Origin of the sequence: Hydrotalea sp. AMD, from assembly GCF_004100315.1 — a bacterium.
Taxonomy (GTDB): Bacteria; Bacteroidota; Bacteroidia; order Chitinophagales; family Chitinophagaceae; genus Hydrotalea; species Hydrotalea flava.
Window position 1 is genome coordinate 117522 of record NZ_SCKY01000006.1, and the last position, 17160, is coordinate 134681.

17 protein-coding genes are annotated in these 17160 nt (G+C 38.3%); all 17 read right to left on the reverse strand.

The genetic code is table 11. The annotated features are described in order from the left end of the window. Positions 1-215: 215 nt before the first annotated feature. Positions 216-1607, reverse strand: a complete 1392-nt coding sequence (locus tag EO766_RS05815; RefSeq protein ID WP_218330519.1) for an NADH-quinone oxidoreductase subunit N — start codon at positions 1605-1607, stop codon at positions 216-218. A 130-nt stretch (positions 1608-1737) separates the two neighbouring features. Further along, complete coding sequence (locus EO766_RS05820) at positions 1738-3174, reverse strand: complex I subunit 4 family protein (RefSeq protein WP_218330520.1); 1437 nt, start codon at positions 3172-3174, stop codon at positions 1738-1740. Positions 3175-3196: 22 nt separating this feature from the next. Continuing rightward, a complete protein-coding gene (gene nuoL, locus EO766_RS05825; RefSeq protein WP_074418235.1) occupies positions 3197-5104 on the reverse strand; it encodes an NADH-quinone oxidoreductase subunit L in 1908 nt (635 codons plus the stop codon). 54 nt (positions 5105-5158) lie between these two features. Further along, entirely contained in the window at positions 5159-5494 is a 336-nt protein-coding gene (gene nuoK / locus EO766_RS05830; protein WP_074418234.1) for an NADH-quinone oxidoreductase subunit NuoK, read from the reverse strand. Between the two features lie 39 nt (positions 5495-5533). Beyond that, the gene (locus EO766_RS05835) at positions 5534-6037 is read right to left on the reverse strand and encodes an NADH-quinone oxidoreductase subunit J family protein (protein ID WP_068243041.1); all 504 of its coding nucleotides are present in this window, start codon (positions 6035-6037) and stop codon (positions 5534-5536) included. A 108-nt stretch (positions 6038-6145) separates the two neighbouring features. Further along, positions 6146-6679, reverse strand: a complete 534-nt coding sequence (gene nuoI / locus EO766_RS05840; RefSeq protein ID WP_074418233.1) for an NADH-quinone oxidoreductase subunit NuoI — start codon at positions 6677-6679, stop codon at positions 6146-6148. 113 nt (positions 6680-6792) lie between these two features. Further along, positions 6793-7839 (reverse strand): NADH-quinone oxidoreductase subunit NuoH, encoded by a 1047-nt coding sequence (gene nuoH, locus EO766_RS05845; protein WP_075051844.1) that lies wholly within the window; start codon positions 7837-7839, stop codon positions 6793-6795. 19 nt (positions 7840-7858) lie between these two features. Then, positions 7859-8959: an NADH-quinone oxidoreductase subunit G gene (locus tag EO766_RS05850; protein ID WP_075051845.1), complete on the reverse strand. Its 1101-nt coding sequence runs from the start codon at positions 8957-8959 to the stop codon at positions 7859-7861. Positions 8960-9005: 46 nt separating this feature from the next. After that, positions 9006-10364: an NADH-quinone oxidoreductase subunit NuoF gene (gene nuoF / locus EO766_RS05855; protein WP_218330521.1), complete on the reverse strand. Its 1359-nt coding sequence runs from the start codon at positions 10362-10364 to the stop codon at positions 9006-9008. A 34-nt stretch (positions 10365-10398) separates the two neighbouring features. Then, positions 10399-10899: an NADH-quinone oxidoreductase subunit NuoE family protein gene (locus EO766_RS05860; protein ID WP_218330522.1), complete on the reverse strand. Its 501-nt coding sequence runs from the start codon at positions 10897-10899 to the stop codon at positions 10399-10401. A 27-nt stretch (positions 10900-10926) separates the two neighbouring features. Next, positions 10927-12168, reverse strand: coding sequence for an NADH-quinone oxidoreductase subunit D (locus tag EO766_RS05865; protein ID WP_218330523.1), 1242 nt, complete (start codon positions 12166-12168; stop codon positions 10927-10929). A 53-nt stretch (positions 12169-12221) separates the two neighbouring features. Beyond that, on the reverse strand, positions 12222-12740 hold the full coding sequence (locus EO766_RS05870) for an NADH-quinone oxidoreductase subunit C (protein ID WP_218330524.1): 519 nt from the start codon (positions 12738-12740) through the stop codon (positions 12222-12224). Positions 12741-12800: 60 nt separating this feature from the next. Then, positions 12801-13388, reverse strand: a complete 588-nt coding sequence (locus EO766_RS05875) for an NADH-quinone oxidoreductase subunit B (RefSeq protein WP_068247400.1) — start codon at positions 13386-13388, stop codon at positions 12801-12803. 166 nt (positions 13389-13554) lie between these two features. Next, on the reverse strand, positions 13555-13959 hold the full coding sequence (locus tag EO766_RS05880; protein WP_068247403.1) for an NADH-quinone oxidoreductase subunit A: 405 nt from the start codon (positions 13957-13959) through the stop codon (positions 13555-13557). Between the two features lie 270 nt (positions 13960-14229). Beyond that, positions 14230-15963 carry a tetratricopeptide repeat protein gene (locus EO766_RS05885; protein WP_218330525.1) on the reverse strand — a complete coding sequence of 578 codons (1734 nt, stop codon included), beginning with the start codon at positions 15961-15963 and terminating at the stop codon, positions 14230-14232. A 23-nt stretch (positions 15964-15986) separates the two neighbouring features. After that, positions 15987-16904 (reverse strand): PstS family phosphate ABC transporter substrate-binding protein, encoded by a 918-nt coding sequence (locus EO766_RS05890; RefSeq protein WP_218330526.1) that lies wholly within the window; start codon positions 16902-16904, stop codon positions 15987-15989. 1 nt (position 16905) lies between these two features. Continuing rightward, the gene (locus EO766_RS05895; RefSeq protein WP_218330527.1) at positions 16906-17139 is read right to left on the reverse strand and encodes a hypothetical protein; all 234 of its coding nucleotides are present in this window, start codon (positions 17137-17139) and stop codon (positions 16906-16908) included. Positions 17140-17160: the final 21 nt, after the last annotated feature.

The following is a 17160-nucleotide window of genomic DNA, read 5'->3' on the forward strand; positions in this document are numbered from 1 at the left end:
AAGGATAAACGTAGCAAAAAATAAACAGACGGTAATGGCGGCTATTTAACCCTATGAGTAATTTGAATCAATTTTAGGTAACCCGGCTTCTGCTATTTTGGGCATCGCCTGTTGTGTCACTCACTCTTGTAGGTTCAGTTATTATGGCAGCATGTTGCGTTGCTGTAGCAGTTACTACTGATTAGATAAACATTGTGAAGAGAATTGATTAAAAACTAAAAGTAAAACCAGTTTAGAATAATAGTTGGGAATATGCCAATTAAAATAGTAACTACAGCAAGCAAAATCAGCATAAAGCAAAACCCTTTACTGAATAAATGCAATTCCGGATTGCCCTTTTTAAAATACATGGCCTGTATTACTCTGAAATAGTAAAAAGCACTGATGGCAGCAAAAATTACCGCAACAATTACCAACCAGGTTACTGAGCTGCCGCCGTATTTAATGGCAGATAACAACATATAATACTTTGCAAAGAACCCTGCCGTAAGCGGAATGCCTGTTAAGGATAAAAGAAATACGGTGGTGGTTCCGGCCAGTAACGAACTTTTTTGTGCAAGGCCATTGAATCCTTCCAGCGATATATCTTTCACTTTTTCCAACACGGCGAAAATGCCAATAGTAGCCACAGAGTAGGCCACAGTATAAATTAAAATACCTTCTTTAGCTACATCATTTTCGGCAAAAACCGCAAATAGCATAAATCCGGCCTGGGCAATACTGGAATAAGCCATCATCCGTTTTACGCTTTGTTGGAATACCGCGGTAATATTTCCAACCAACAAAGTGGCAATAATTACAACCGGTAAAATAATTTTCCACGACAAACCCATTTCAACTGCCTTATTATCAAATAATCGTATAAATGTAATAAAACCGGCTGCTTTAATAATCGTTGCCATATATGAAGTAAAAACACCGGGTGCACCATCGTATACATCGGGCGTCCAGAAATGAAAAGGAGCAGCAGAAACTTTAAAAGCAATGGCAATAAATACCAGCACCAAACCCAATGGGTCTAATATGCCATACTCATTTGATACTGCAGAGGGTTTAAGGGCGTCTATTTCAAATCCGCCACGGGCACCATACATTAAAGCAATACCCATTAATAAAATACCGGTAGAAAATGAACCCATCAGGAAATATTTCAACGAGGCTTCATTACTTTTTAAATTCCGCTTATCAGCACCGGTTAGAATATATAATGGAATGGACATAATCTCAATGCCCAAAAACAGCATTAAAAGCGAGTTGTAAGAGGTTAAAATAGCTATACCGGCTAATGAAAAGAAAATTAATGCAAAGAATTCTGCAGCATGCCGGCCATTGCCGATCAATGTAACATCTGAACCACTGATTAAAGTAAACAAAAATGTAGCAGCAAAAGCAAGTGTATTAAAATACAAGCCAAATTTTTGAAAATTCAGCAAACCATGCGTAGGAATATAAATACTAAAAATACCATAAGTATCAAAAATGTTGGCCAGTAAAACCACCAATAAAGCTACCAGTGCCACATTTCTGATGGTTGATTTTTGTTGTGTGATAATGCCTGTAAACATCATTACAACACCCGCTACTGCCGAAAATATAATTGCGTTCATATATTAAAATATAGTTATTCGCCCTGTTGAATTGTTCTAAAATGTATCAACTTTATTCGTAATAAAAACTTTTTTGTTTATACACTGCAACATCATTCTACTCAGAGTATGTTTTTCACTTACAGCTATTTTATTGCACCAATAATTCTTTCACTGTTTCATGGGTTAAGTGTATCATTGGCTCGGGATATATACCAAAAAAGAAAATTACAACCACCAGTATCCATAAAATAAACCGCACATGTAGCCCTGCATCTACAGCATGGGTTATTTGAATGGCCAAATCACCATAAAAAATTTTTTGTACGGTATTTAATGTATATACCGCAGTTAATATAATGGTAATCAGTGCAAAAATGGCTATTACCATATTGTATTGAAACAGACCATTAAACATTAAAAACTCGCCAATAAAACTATTGGTTAGCGGCAATGCAATATTTGCAAGTGCCATAATAACAAAAAGTATAGCTAATTCCGGAGCTTTTTGTGCAAGACCGCCTAATTCGCTCAATTTGCGGGTACCCAATTGCTGTTCAATTGCATCTGCCACAATCCACAATCCCAATACTACTATACCATGGTTAAACATTTGTACCATTACCCCATTCCATCCCACCTCTTTCTGTGCAAAAATGGCAGCACACATTAAACCAATATGTGCAATGGAAGAATAAGCTATCACTCGTTTAAAATCATCCTGCCGGATAGCGATGAGTGATGCATACAACATTCCGATCACTGCAAGAATGATAATGAAATTTGCAAAATGAGTGGTAGCCTCAGGAAAAACAGGCACTAACCAACGAATGGTGGCATATAAACCCATTTTTACCATAATGGCACTTAGCACCATGGTTACACCGGTTGTAGCCTGTTCATAAGCATCGGGTTGCCAGGTATGTAGCGGAAATAAAGGCATTTTGATAGCAAAAGCAATAAAAAATAACCAAAAGAATACATATTGCTGGTGGGTGCTTAAATGCAAATGGTAAAACGATTCAATAGCAAAGGAGTGATTACCGGGGGTTTGAAAATATAAATAAAAAATTCCGATTAGCATTAGCAACGAGCCCACAAATGTGTACACGAAAAATTTGAATGTTGCAGCAATTCTTTTTTCTCCACCCCAGTTAGAAGCAAGAAAATAAACCGGAATTAAAGCAAGCTCCCAAAAAAAGTAAAATACCAGCGCATCGGCTGCAACAAAAACACCCATTAACCCTGCCTGAGTTAATAACATACCGGCAAAAAAATTGCCCGGCTTCGTATAACTATTTTTATAAATGGCAACAAAAATAATAGGAAAGCCGATTGCAGTTAATAAGGTAAGCATGCTGCTCATCCCGTCCATGTGTAAATCAAAACCACTGCCTAATGCCGGCAACCAGGGTAAATGAATAGATAAAGCATCAGCATTGTTAAAAAAGTAAATACCACTTAATGCAATGGCCAAAGTAACAAGCGCAATCAGTAATGACCAGCTTTTGGCTGCTTTATCTTCTTTCAACAAAAAAGAAATAAGGCCACCAATCAGAGGAACGATTATTAATAAAAGAGGAATCATAGCTATTATTTGCCTGGGGCTTTTAAAATATTTTACTTAAATAGGTATAAATATAACCGTCGTTTATCCAAATTAAAACCAATACAATCATGGCCAGTACCATAAAGAGTATGTATCCGCCTACCTGTCCGCTCTGAATTAATCTTACCTGCCGCGACGCATACAAAACAAATCTTCCTACCCCATTTACTACACCATCAAGACCACTTTTTTCAACAATATTTTTTAAAACTCCTGCAAATCTGTTCAGTGGTTTTACAACAATTCCATCATATAATTCATCGATGTACCATTTATTAGCCAGAAATTTTCCAACGCCTGTAGGCTCTTCTAATTCAGGATGTTTGGTAAACCTGCCCAATGCAAATAAAATGGCGATGGTTGCTATGGCTACAGAAACACCCATTAATAACCATTCTGTTGCATGTGGCATTTCGGTTGATGTTTCAGTAGTTAAAACAGGTTGTAACAAATGATGAAATAAATTGGCACCCGGAGCCATTACGGTAGGTATACCCACCCATCCGCCAATCACACTTAAAATAGCCAGTAAAATTAAAGGGAAGGTCATAGCAGCAGGGCTTTCATGTAAATGATGTTCCTGATCATGTGTGCCTCTGAAGTTGCCCAAAAAAGTAGTGGCATATAAACGGAATATATAAAATGCGGTTAATGCTGCACCTGCTACTCCTAATACCCAGTAAACAGGGTTTTTTGCATACGCCGCAGCCAGAATTTCATCTTTAGAGAAGAAACCGCTAAATGGAGGAATACCTGAAATGGCTAAACATGCCAACAGGAAAGTAATATGGGTAACGGGCATGTATTTACGTAATCCACCCATTTTTCGGATATCCTGTTCATTGCCCATAGCATGTATTACAGAACCGGCTCCCAGGAATAACAATGCTTTAAAAAATGCATGTGTCATTACATGAAAAACCGCACCTGAGTATGCACCTACTCCTAATCCTAAAAACATATAACCCAACTGGCTCACTGTGGAATAGGCCAATACTTTTTTAATATCATTTTGTTTGATGGCAATTGTAGCCGCCAGTAAAGCAGTAGCCACACCAATGATAGCAATAATGTTTTCAGTTACCGCACTCATACTATATAATACATTGCTACGTGCAATCATGTATACCCCGGCAGTTACCATGGTAGCTGCATGTATTAAAGCTGAAACCGGAGTTGGACCGGCCATTGCATCGGGCAGCCATGTATACAAAGGTATTTGTGCGCTTTTACCGGTAGCTCCAATAAAAAATAACAGGGTAATTCCGGTAACATCAACAGCACTTAAGCTTCCGGTTCCGGCAAAAACTTCACCATAAGTTAATGTGCCTAATTTAGCAATCAACCAAAAAATTCCCAGCAAAAAACCGACATCACCAATACGGTTCATGATAAAAGCTTTTTTCGCAGCATAGTTATAATCATTGTTTTTAAACCAGTAACCAATTAACAAATAAGAACATAAGCCTACACCTTCCCATCCCAAAAACAGAATAAGGTAATTACCGCCCATTACCAAGAGCAGCATGGAAAACACAAACAGATTCAGATAAGAAAAATAACGTGCAAAATGTGGCTCAGCTTCTTCATGCATGTATGAGGTTGAATATACATGAATTAGAAAACCTACACCGGTAATAATTAACATAAATAAGGCAGAAAGTGCATCAACCTGAAAAGAAAATGGAATGATTAGTCCCTTAATATCAATAAAATTGAAATAAGTTTGAATAATAGGGCCATTAGATTTTACCTGCCAGAATAAACTCAGGCTGACTAAAAAAGCCACTAAAATTACGCCACAGCCTATTAAACTAACTGCCCGTTTAGAAAGTGATTTTCTAAGCAATCCGTTGATCAGAAATCCTGCAAGCGGCAGTAATGGTACTAAGTAAACTAATTGATTCATATTATTCGTTTAAAGTAAGGCTTACCACAACAGTATAAGCTTCCCTTTTATCATTTAATTCTTTAACCGGTTTAAAAAATTTACATCTACAGAATGTGCATTTCTGTACATCATTACAATAATGGCCAATCCAACACTTACTTCAGCAGCTGCTACCACCATTACAAAAAACACAAAAATTTGTCCATCCGTTCCGGCATTGTTTACTTTCTCAACCGCACTTGCTACTGCATGATGCATTTTTGAAAAAGCAACGAGTAGTAAATTTACTGCATTGAGCATCAGTTCTATACTCATAAAAATAATGATGGCATTTCTGCGTGTTAGTACACCTGCAATACCAATACAGAACAGTGCTAAACTTAAAAAAATATAATATTGTATGGGCATAATCTGTTGGTTGTTTAAAAAACTTATAAAGAATGCTGACTAATCTTTTTTCCCAATCACCACTGCTCCCACCATCGCACTTAAAAATAAAATACTGCTTATTTCAAAGGGCACCACATACGTACTGAATAATGCTTTTCCCAAATTTGAAATCAACCCGATACTTCCTTCTTTCATCATGGCTGTTTTGGCTTGCAACTCGGGCGCCTGTCTGATTAATGATACCAATATCATTAAAAAACAACCGGCTGAAATGGCACCGGCTAATTTCATCCAAATATTTTTCTGAGGTTCTGTATCCTTATTCAAATTCATTAACATGATTACGAAAAGAAACAACACCATAATAGCACCAGCATATACAATTAAATTTACGATTGCAATGAATTGTGCATTCAGTAAAATATAATGCCCTGAAATGGCAAAAAATACACCTACCAGCCATAACACACTGTGTACCGGATTTTTACTGAGTAAAACCATTAATGCACTTACCAACGCCAGGGCACTTAAAAACCAGAATAAGATTTGTATGGCATTCATTTGATACTATTATTTTTATTTCTGTAACAGACTCACTAAACGAATTAATAAAGATGGTTGATGGAAAATAACCTTGCCATTATTTTACAATGAAAATAATTACAGGGTTTAATTCAATCCTTTTGCTTTTGTATACGCTTCTGGCTCTGTTACAGGGTTGGGTATTAATAAATCTTTTTTACCATATATAAAAGTGGTACGATTAAAATTTGCCGGTGCAAAGGTTTCGCTTAAATAAATAGCATCTTTCGGACAAGCTTCTTCACACAATCCACAAAAAATACAACGCAGCATATTAATTTCGTAGCGGGCTGCATATTTTTCTTCACGATATAAATTTTCTTCACCGGGTAAACGTTCAGCAGCCTCCATGGTAATGGCCTCCGCCGGGCAGGCTACGGCACATAATCCGCAGGCGGTGCATCTTTCCCGGCCTTCTTCATCTCTGTTCAATACATGCAATCCTCTAAACACCGGGCTAAATGGCCTTTTTTGTTCCGGATATTGAATGGTTGGTTGTTTTTTAAATATGTGGCTAAACGTGATTAACATTCCCTTGAAAATATTGATCAGATATAATCTTTCCCAGAATGTCATCGGCTTTCTGTTAACCGGCTGTGCTCTGTTGGTTAGTGCTTGCATGATTGAACCGATGGTTTTAAAAGTTTTGCAAAAATATTTTTATTGTAACTAGTATCCAAGTTTATATTGTTTTATTCCTTGTAACCTGGCATCCCTTTGCTGTGCAATGAAATTTATTTTCCCATCCATAGAATGAGTGCACCTGTAATCAGCATATTTGCCAAAGCCAATGGCACCAGCGATTTCCAGCCCAGGTTCATTAACTGGTCATATCTGAACCTCGGAATTGTCCATCGTACCCACATAAATAAGAAAATGAATATCACCACTTTTATCAGTAAAGCTGCCACGCCTATGATGGCTGCAACATTTGGCGACAATAGGCTTTCATTTAAAAAAGGTACATCATAACCGCCAAAGTAAAGCGTTGCCATTACCACACTGCTGATAAACATATTTACATATTCTGAGAACAGGTAAAAGCCTAATTTCATAGAAGAATACTCCTGATGGTAACCAAAGTTTAATTCATTTTCTGCTTCCGGTAAATCGAAGGGTGTTCTGTTACATTCTGCAAATGCACAGATGATGAATATTAAAAAACCGAGTGGCTGATATACAATATTCCACCAATGACCTGGTTGCATTTGTTGCTTTACAATTTCGCCTAACTGCAAAGTGCCTGTTGTCATTAATAAAGCAATTAAACTTAAGCCCATGGCTAATTCATAACTAATTGCCTGCGATGCACCTCTTAGTGCGGCCATTAAAGAAAATTTGTTGTTAGATGCCCATCCGCCAATCATAATGCCATAAACACCCAAACTTACTACAGCAAATATGTATAAAATACCAATATTTACATCGGCAATTTGCAAGGGAATAACTCTGCCAAATAAATGCACATCACTGCTCCAGGGTATTACGGCACTGGTCATCAAAGCGGCTGTCATGGCCAAAAAAGGCCCTAAAACAAATAATACTTTATTGGAAGTGTTGGGAATAATTTCTTCTTTCATGATGAGCTTTAACCCATCGGCAAATGGCTGAAACAAGCCAAACGGACCAGCACGATTGGGGCCCGGCCTGTCTTGCAAAACCGCCGCCACTTTACGTTCTGCAAATGTGGTATAGAGTGCTATACCCAGACTTGCAAAAATAACAATGGCAATCAGAATTAATTTTTCCAGAAACAATATCCAGTCTATACTTAGTAACATGGCAAATATTGATTGAGTGTTATTGGTTAAAATCGGTTGAATGTGCCGGGCGTTCTAATTCGCTTAAATGTATGTTTGGTTTATTTACTTCACTTACACTATGAATATCCATGAGTAATTTTGGATTCCTGCCTTTCATAATGTTAGGAAAGGTTTCAGTAGGTTTTACCAATCCTACATATTTGTTTTGTGCAATCACTGAATGCCGGTTAACATTAGTGGGGCCTTCTATTACCCAATCGGCCAGATTTTTCTTTTCAAAGCGGCATTCATTGCAAATCCATCCTGTTTTGCCGTTTGAGGCTTCTTTCACTTCACCCCATTCATCTTTTCTGGCAGTTACTCTAAACACCTCATCACCTCTTAACCATAGCTCTGCTTCACCACAACATTTATCGCAATGCCTGTGTGCATTCACAGGTTTGGTAAACCATACCCTGTTTTTAAAACGGAAAGTTTTATCGGTTAAAGCACCCACCGGGCAAACATCTATAACATTACCGATAAATTCGTTATGCAAATTTTTTTGAATGAAAGTGGCAATTTGAGCATGATCACCCCGATCTAATACACCGTGTTCTCTTTTGGAAGAAAGCTGGTCGGCTACAAACACACAACGATAGCAAAGTATGCAGCGGGTCATATGTAATTGAATATATGCTCCTAAATCTACTTTTTTAAAGGTGCGTTTTTGAAATTCGTAACGGCTGCCTTCTTTACCGTGTTCATAACTTAAATCCTGCAAATGACATTCGCCGGCCTGATCGCAGATGGGGCAATCTAATGGGTGATTAATTAATAAAAATTCAACCACACCGGCCCTTGCTTCCTGTACACGTGGCGATGTTACATTTTTTACTTCCATACCATCCATTACAGTTGTGCGGCAAGAAGCAACTAATTTGGGCATTGGGCGCGGATCTTTTTCAGAACCTTTGCTCACCTCTACCAAACAGGTACGGCATTTACCACCACTGCCTTGTAATTTGCTGTAATAGCACATGGCAGGAGGGGTTACCTCTCCGCCAATTTTACGGGCAGCCTGCAAAATGGTGGTACCTGCAGGTACTTCAACCGTAATATTATCAATGGTGACTTTGAATAATGTTTCGTCTGACATATTGTAAAATTCTAAAATTCAAAATTAGCCTTTCAATAAGGCTGGATTAAGCACCTACAGGCACCTGAATAGGGTTGGCATAATGTGCCAAACCAAAATTTCTTACCTGCGCTTCCTGCGGATGTAATACATGCCACTCAAACTCATCCCGGAAATGACGGATAGCAGCCGCTACAGGCCAAGCAGCCGCATCGCCTAAGGGGCAAATAGTGTTTCCTTCAATTTTTCCCTGTATATCCCACAACAAATCTATATCACTAATTTTGCCTTCTCCTTTTTCCAAACGCAATAATATTTTCTCCATCCAACCGGTACCTTCTCTACAGGGTGAACACTGTCCGCAACTTTCATGACGGTAAAACCGGGCCAAAGTATAAGTATGGCGCACTATACACTGGTCTTCATCAAACACAATAAAACCACCACTGCCCATCATGCTTCCGGTAGCAAAACCTCCATCGCTTAAACTTTCATAATTCATGTAACGGGTTTCTCCTTTTGCTGTTTTCAACAACAAATTTGCCGGCAAAATTGGAACAGAAGAACCGCCAGGTATGCAGGCTTTTAAGTGCTTCCCGTTTTTAATGCCACCACAATATTCTTCGCTGTAAATAAATTCTTCTACACTAATGGTCATATCAATTTCGTACACGCCCGGTTTATTGATATTACCGCAGGCTGAAATTAATTTGGTTCCGGTTGAACGGCCTACACCAATTTTGGCATATTCTTCGCCACCCATATTAATAATAGGTACTACTGCCGCCAATGTTTCTACATTATTTACAACAGTTGGTCGTTCCCAAACTCCTTTGATGGCCGGGAAAGGAGGTTTAATTCTGGGATTACCTCTTTTTCCTTCCAATGATTCTAACAATGCGGTTTCTTCTCCACAAATGTAAGCGCCTGCCCCGCGTTGAACATAAATATTACAATTAAAGCCTGTGCCCAAAATATTGTTACCCAGCCAACCGTTTTGTTTGGCTTCTTCAATAGCATTTTCCAAAATACCTACTATCCAAGCATATTCACCACGGATATAAATATAGGTATCATTTGACCCCAAAGCAAAAGATGAGATGATTAAGCCTTCAATTAATAAATGGGGTAAAAACTCCATCAGGTACCTGTCTTTAAAAGTACCCGGTTCACTTTCATCAGCATTGCACACCAAATGGCGGGGTACGCCCTCGGGCTTAGCAATAAAACTCCATTTCATGCCCGTAGGAAAACCGGCTCCGCCACGACCCCGCAAGCCACTTTTCTTCACTTCTTCCACAATGGCTTCCGGAGTCATGGTTTTCAGCGCTTTTTCAACTGCCTGATAACCGCCTTCTCTTCTGTAAACATCATACTGTCTGATGCCTTCTACATGCGCTTTTGATAATAATAATTTTACACCCATTTGTAATTACAATAAAAGTGAATAAATGATGCTTTTAATTGTTGCGTGCAGCATTGCTTCTGCATTCTTCAATAATTGCATCGACTTTTTCTTTCGTTAAATGTTCCCGATATTGTTTTCCCAACTGCATCATGGGTGCATACCCACAAGCCCCCAGGCACTCTACTGTTTTTAGCGTAAACATACCATCGGGCGTAGTTTCGCCGGCACTAATGCCTAATTTTTCTTTGATGTAGCTAATAATTTCATCGCTGCCATTTAGCATACAGGGACCGGTTTGGCATACCTCAAACATGTACTTCCCAACGGGTTGGGTATTAAACATGCTGTAAAAGGTGGCTACTTCATATACTTCAATGGGTTCTAATTGCAATAAATTGGCAACATAATCCATTGTTTCAGCGCTTAACCAACCGCCAAAGCTTTCTTGTGCCAAATGCAATACCGGCAATAGCGCACTTTTTTGTTTGCCTTCCGGGTAACGTTTTACTAAACGATTAAATTCCTGCATTTGCTGTTCTGAAAATTGTACCACAACGCTATATTTTAGTTTGTTATGTGTTTATGCATCTAACTCACCTGCAATGAGGTTTAAACTACTCATGGTAATAATGGCATCGCTCAACATACCTCCTTTTGTTAATTCACTGTATGCCTGATAGTAAATAAAACTGGGCCTGCGAAAATGCAAGCGATAAGGTGTTCTTCCACCATCGCTAATTAAATAAAAACCCAATTCGCCATTAGCACCTTCTACACTATGGTAAACTTCACCTTTGGGTATGGCAGTTTCACCCATGATGATTTTAAAGTGCCAGATTAATGCCTCCATTTTTGTGTATACCTCTTTCTTTTCGGGAAGATAATACTCAGGCACATCGGCATGAAATACTTCGGCTTCGGCTCCTTTAAATTTCTGTACTTTTTGGTAGGCCTGTTCTATAATATGCAAGCTTTGCCACATTTCTACATTGCGCACTAAAAACCGGTCATAGTTATCGCCGGTACTGCCCACCGGAACAATAAAATCAAAATCTTCGTAACTGCAGTATGGGCTATGTACCCGCACATCGTAATCAACCCCTGCTGCACGTAAATTAGGTCCCGTAAAGCCATAGTTTAAAGCACGCTCGGCACTAATAGCACCAGTATTTTGGAGGCGATCCATGAAAATACGATTACGGGTAAAGAGGTTTTCAAACTCTTTTAGCACTTTAGGATATTCCTGAAGAAATTTTTCTAACTTTTGGAAAGCTGTATCTGTAAAGTTGCGTTCAAACCCACCTATTCTGCCAATATTGGTGGTTAAACGAGAGCCGCATACTTCTTCATAAATTTCATAAATCAATTCGCGGTATTGCATCACATATAAAAAACCGGTATAGGCACCACTGTCTACACCCACAATTGAATTACAAATAAGGTGATCGGAAATACGGGCCAGTTCCATGATAATAATCCGCAAATAATCTACCCGCTTGGGTGTTTTTACACCCAGTAATTTTTCGCAGGTCATGTGCCAACCCATGTTATTAATAGGGCTGCTGCAATAATTTAATCGATCGGTAATGGGTGTTACCTGATAAAGCGGCCTGCGTTCGGCTAATTTTTCAAATGCCCGGTGAATGTAACCTACGGTTTGCTCGGCCGATACAATACGTTCACCATCTAATTCAACAATATTTTGAAACACACCGTGGGTAGCGGGGTGTGTAGGACCCAGATTGAGGGTGGTGGTTAATTTTTCAATGGAACCATCCGGAAGTTTTATATGGTGTGGTTGCACCTCTTTTGTTTCCAACATAATATTTCAATTAAATTACCGACAGTTGTTTTGAACTGCCTTTACAATTGGATTTAATAAATTGAACCGCCTCTGCCAAACATGGCATCATCTTTATCTATTCTGGTTTGATCTTCCAATGGATATTCTTTCCTTAATGGGAAATAATCCATTTCATCTACATTTAAAATTCTTTTTAAATTGGGATGCCCGATAAAGTTTACGCCAAAAAAATCGTAGGTTTCTCTTTCCATCCAGTTGGCTGCTTCAAATAATTTGGTTGCCGTAAACACATCGGGTTGCTGTATACCGGTAAATACTTTATAACGGATGCGTATATTCTCTTTTAAATTATGTAAATGATATACTACAGCCAGTTCTTTTCCGGTATTAACCGGATAATGAACAGCACACAAATCAGTTAAGAAAGTAAATTGAAGTGTTGCATCTTCATACAAAAACTGCAATATCTTTAAATTCATTTCTTTTGGTGATTGAAAACTGAGCAAACCAAATGGTGTTTCAAAATTAGACACCTGATCGCCAAATTTTTCCTGGAGTTTTTGTTGTATGATTTCGTTGGTTAGTGCCATGACTGTTATAAGCGTTTACAGATTTTTTTAAAGCCTGATGAATAAGCCAATAAATGGCGTTTATTGAATGCCATAACTTTCTAAAAGTGCCGTGTATTGCGGGCTGTTTCTGCGGCGAATACTTTCTTTACCTACCAATTCCTGAATTTTCATAAACCCATCTAAAATAGCTTCTGGCCTGGGCGGGCAACCTGGCACATATACATCAACCGGTATAATCTGATCAATACCCTGTAACACACTGTAAGTATCAAAAATACCACCACTGCTGGCACAGGCACCTACACTCAATACCCAACGGGGTTCAGCCATTTGCAAATATACCTGCCTTAAAACAGGCGCCATTTTTTTGGCAATGGTACCCATTACCATTAGTAAGTCGCACTGACGGGGAGAAAAACCAACTCTTTCTGCACCAAAACGAGCTAAATCGTAGTGCGCACCCATTGTAGCCATAAACTCAATACCACAACAAGAAGTGGCAAATGGCAATGGCCACAAAGAGTTTTTTCGTGCTAACCCCACTACTTCACTTAATTTGGTGGTGAAAAAGCCTTCTCCATTATATCCCTGCGGAGCCTCGCCCATAATAATAGATTTGGCAGGTTCTGCTGGTTTGGGATGAATATTAAAACGTACTGGACGCATAGAATAACATTTAATTTGCTTGATAAAATAAGGTTTTCAGGATTGTAAAACATCACTTACCACATCCTGCTAATTTGTTATACCCCTGCCATTTTTCAAAGAAAGTAAGCACAAATTGCACCATATATAACATTTCAACTTCTTTTAAGTTGAAGATTCCTTCCCATTAATCTTCCCAATTCAATGCTCCCTTTTTAATGATATATACAAAACCAATGAGGAATAAAGCCACAAACAACACAATTTCCCAAAAGCCGGCCCATCCCAGAAATTTAAAGTTTACTGCATAGGGATAAAAGAAAATTACTTCTACATCAAACAATACAAACAAAATAGCCACTAAAAAATACTTTACTGCCATGGGTTGGCGGGCATTGCCATGGCTGGCTATACCACTGGAGAAATTTTCCAGTTTATCACTCGTTTTTCTTTTTGGACCTACCCAGGCAGACAATCCAATCATGGTAGCCACAAAACCTATGGCGAAAATGAGTTGAATGCCTATCGGGAAATAATTTTCAGCAGTATTGTTAAGCTGATTTAGTTGAAGAAGTGTACTAAAACCTATCATAACATTCTTGAATGAGATGCAAAAATAAGGCAGTCTGTTTATAAACCCTTACTATTCTTTTGTTGTTTTTGATGAATTCAGCAATTTATAATGCCACAAGTATTTTCAATATTGTTTTAATATTACCCGCTCTCAAAAAAATTAAAGTCAATAGCGTAATAATCTACTAAATTATGAAATTGGAGTTTCCAGGCTTGCTTCAATAAAAAAGTTGCCACTTTTTACAGCGGCAACTTTTTTATTATATTTAAAAATGTATTTCCTGACGAATTAATTCTTCGTTGCACCCTTTGTACCGGTGCTGTCAGTCTGTGGTTGTTTTCCTTCCATCAGCTTTTGCTTTTTAATGTTGCCTTCAATTGCGCCTTTAATTTTTAACATATCCGGATCATTAGGAATTAATTCCAAAATTTTATTACAGATATCGAGGGCTTTTTCATAATCTTTTGCCCTGTCATTATAGTAACCCATCATATAATAATAGTCGATGATGATGAAGCGTTGATTTTTTACACTGTCTTTCATCAAATAATCAATTTGCTGTTGCAAGGCGGGAATAGCAATGCCGGGATTAGAAGTGGTATCTAATGCTTTGGCTGCCATTACATTAAAATAATAACCTTGTGGCTTATCGGGAAATGCTTTGATATAATTAGCCGCCACATCCATTACTTTGGGATAATCGGCTGCCTGATATGCCACATTTGAGATATTGTAATAATCGTACTCGCTCCAAGTGCCTTTCAGGGCTTGCGCTTGCAATAACCAATCTAACTGCGCTTTGTAATTTTTAGCTTTTGCCATTAAATCTGCAGCCTGCGTCATGTAGTTAATTTTATTCACTTTAGAAGTATCTGACTGAATGGCTGATTGGATGTACTTAACAGCAACGTCGGCATTTTCAGGAAATTTAGAGAAAATTTTTACTGCCAGTTCATAATCTGCCGGTTTCACTTTATCTGTAGGTTCTAATTTAAAATACTTTTCAATATTTTGTTTAGCCTGTAATGAATCACCTAATTTCAAATAGTTGTAGGCATACAATAAACTCAATCCGGGTAATTTGTCTGTACCACCTAAAGAGGTTTCTATTTCTTTTTCTTTAGCCAATGATTCCTGGTATTTACCTGCCTGATACAGGTAATCTGCCAGATAGAAATCGTTTTGCGGATCTTTATCTGCATATTTTATGAATTTGTCCAGATTGGCTTTGGCCATATCTACATTTCTGTTCTTATAATATTCAAACAACGCCAGATAAGTATCGGGGAAAGAAGGATCTGCTTCCATTGCTTTTCCAAAAGCCGGCATGAAAGAGTCTTCATTATTCTGGCTCAGGTATACCATTCCAATTCTGTAATAAGCCAACACATTTTTTGGATCAATGGTGGTAGCCTGCTCAAATGCTTTTACGGCTTCACCTCCATTTTCGCCACCTAATTTCAGATAGCAGATACCCATGTACACATACACCATAGAATTTTTAGGATCTAATGCAGCGGCTTGTTTTAATTTTTCAATACCATAGTTAGGATCACCAATTTTGCTGCCTCCATCGGCATTGGCACGGCCTATGGCTTCTAAAATTTCAACACTGGGCTCGCCTTTATGTCGGCCTTTGGTGGGTGTTGTAGCTGTAATGGCCTGTTCAAACTTTTGTTTGGCAGCATTGATATCGCCACCTTCCAGCATGTCTATATGGCCTATGCCTACCCATATTAATGGCTCATTTACACCATCGGTTAAGGCTTTCTGATACACAGCCTTCGCCGCATCCATTTGGGCTTTGGTTACTTCATTGCCGCCAATTAAAGCCTGACCGTACCAATAAATGGCTTGTACATCTTTGGGCTTATCGTCGTAATTTTTCTTCAAAATATTAATGGCAGATTGAACTTTGAATGACGAGTTTAAGTCGTTAATCCCATCAGCAATCGACTGGGCCATCAATCCATTTACAGCCAGAAAGGCTGCCACTAGCAAAGTAATTGTTTTCTTCATCATGCTTTAAGTTTATAGTGGTTTGTTTACTCCTCAATTTGACTTTTTCGATTCACCAAATCCATTTTAGCAGGTGCTAAACCACCGCTTCTGAATATGAGTTGACCGCGTTCCAAAGTCATAAAATTTTTAAATCCGGTACCCAATGCTACTGCATTTTCTTTTAAAATATAATAAATGGGCCGGGTAAGCGGGTACTGTCCGTATGTAATGCTGGCCTGCGAAGGTTTCACAAAAACATCTTTTTCACCGCAGGCGGTGCATTCAATTAATCCCAGCCTTATTTTTTTAAGATTGGCTACCTGCTTGGGTTCATTGGGATTGCCCACCCAACTAATTCCTACAAAACCAACGGCATTGTTCATTTGCTTAATAACCGACACTACCGAATCGCTGCCGCCGGTTGCCATTACATTTTTACCAAATGGTGCTCCGTGCAATAATGTATCCTGCAAATACCGAACGGTACTGGTTGCATTGGTACCATCCATAACAACCGGAATATTTTTTTTGCCGGATAAAATATCTTTTAAATCGTTAAGGGTAAAAACACTATCGGGATTGTTTTGGTTTACAATTACGGCAACACCATCAAATGCCATTACACCAAATAAAGGTTTAAAACCTAATTTATTTAAATAAAATGAATCTTCCCGCTTATTCAATCCTCTTGCCACAATAATCATTCTGGTACTATCTTTCATCAAATCTTTAAAGCAATCTACTTCCGGTTCATATTTGGCAAGAATATGCGCATCAGGATAAGATGACTCATATACTTTAATTTGTTGCGCAATAACGGGCTGAAAACTTTCATCCACACTAATGTGAATGGTACCTTTTGATGGGGTATCGGTAATGACATATTTATTTTGCTGCTGTTGACACGCAACCAGCAAAACAACTAAAAAAGAGATAAAAACCACATGCCTGCTCATTATCATGTTAATACATTTTCTTAATGCCCCTGTACATTCTAAAGCCACCATACAACAAACAAACAGATCCTAAAAAATAACAAAACGCATCACCTAAAGCCATAATTTGAGGTATTTGCCAGTATTTGCCTCCAAAAAGCAGTACAGACATACCCAAATACAGTAATGCCATAAAAATATCTCTCACAGAACTTAGAAAAATAAAGTTTTTTCTATGCTTTTCTCTAATTGGTTGCTCCATTTCATTACAATTAATACTGTA

Bases quoted from the DNA above. Each gene is read 5' to 3' on its own strand.
- EO766_RS05865 (WP_218330523.1), bottom strand. From the start codon at position 12,168: ATGTTGGAAACAAAAGAGGTGCAACCACACCATATAAAACTTCCGGAT.
- EO766_RS05835 (WP_068243041.1), bottom strand. From the start codon at position 6,037: ATGAATGCCATACAAATCTTATTCTGGTTTTTAAGTGCCCTGGCGTTG.
- nuoK (WP_074418234.1), bottom strand. From the start codon at position 5,494: ATGCCCATACAATATTATATTTTTTTAAGTTTAGCACTGTTCTGTATT.
- EO766_RS05880 (WP_068247403.1), bottom strand. From the start codon at position 13,959: ATGATAGGTTTTAGTACACTTCTTCAACTAAATCAGCTTAACAATACT.
- nuoI (WP_074418233.1), bottom strand. From the start codon at position 6,679: ATGCAAGCACTAACCAACAGAGCACAGCCGGTTAACAGAAAGCCGATG.
- EO766_RS05885 (WP_218330525.1), bottom strand. From the start codon at position 15,963: ATGATGAAGAAAACAATTACTTTGCTAGTGGCAGCCTTTCTGGCTGTA.
- nuoL (WP_074418235.1), bottom strand. From the start codon at position 5,104: ATGAATCAATTAGTTTACTTAGTACCATTACTGCCGCTTGCAGGATTT.
- EO766_RS05895 (WP_218330527.1), bottom strand. From the start codon at position 17,139: ATGGAGCAACCAATTAGAGAAAAGCATAGAAAAAACTTTATTTTTCTA.
- nuoH (WP_075051844.1), bottom strand. From the start codon at position 7,839: ATGTTACTAAGTATAGACTGGATATTGTTTCTGGAAAAATTAATTCTG.
- EO766_RS05870 (WP_218330524.1), bottom strand. From the start codon at position 12,740: ATGGCACTAACCAACGAAATCATACAACAAAAACTCCAGGAAAAATTT.
- EO766_RS05890 (WP_218330526.1), bottom strand. From the start codon at position 16,904: ATGATAATGAGCAGGCATGTGGTTTTTATCTCTTTTTTAGTTGTTTTG.
- nuoF (WP_218330521.1), bottom strand. From the start codon at position 10,364: ATGGGTGTAAAATTATTATTATCAAAAGCGCATGTAGAAGGCATCAGA.
- EO766_RS05875 (WP_068247400.1), bottom strand. From the start codon at position 13,388: ATGCGTCCAGTACGTTTTAATATTCATCCCAAACCAGCAGAACCTGCC.
- EO766_RS05850 (WP_075051845.1), bottom strand. From the start codon at position 8,959: ATGTCAGACGAAACATTATTCAAAGTCACCATTGATAATATTACGGTT.
- EO766_RS05815 (WP_218330519.1), bottom strand. From the start codon at position 1,607: ATGAACGCAATTATATTTTCGGCAGTAGCGGGTGTTGTAATGATGTTT.
- EO766_RS05820 (WP_218330520.1), bottom strand. From the start codon at position 3,174: ATGATTCCTCTTTTATTAATAATCGTTCCTCTGATTGGTGGCCTTATT.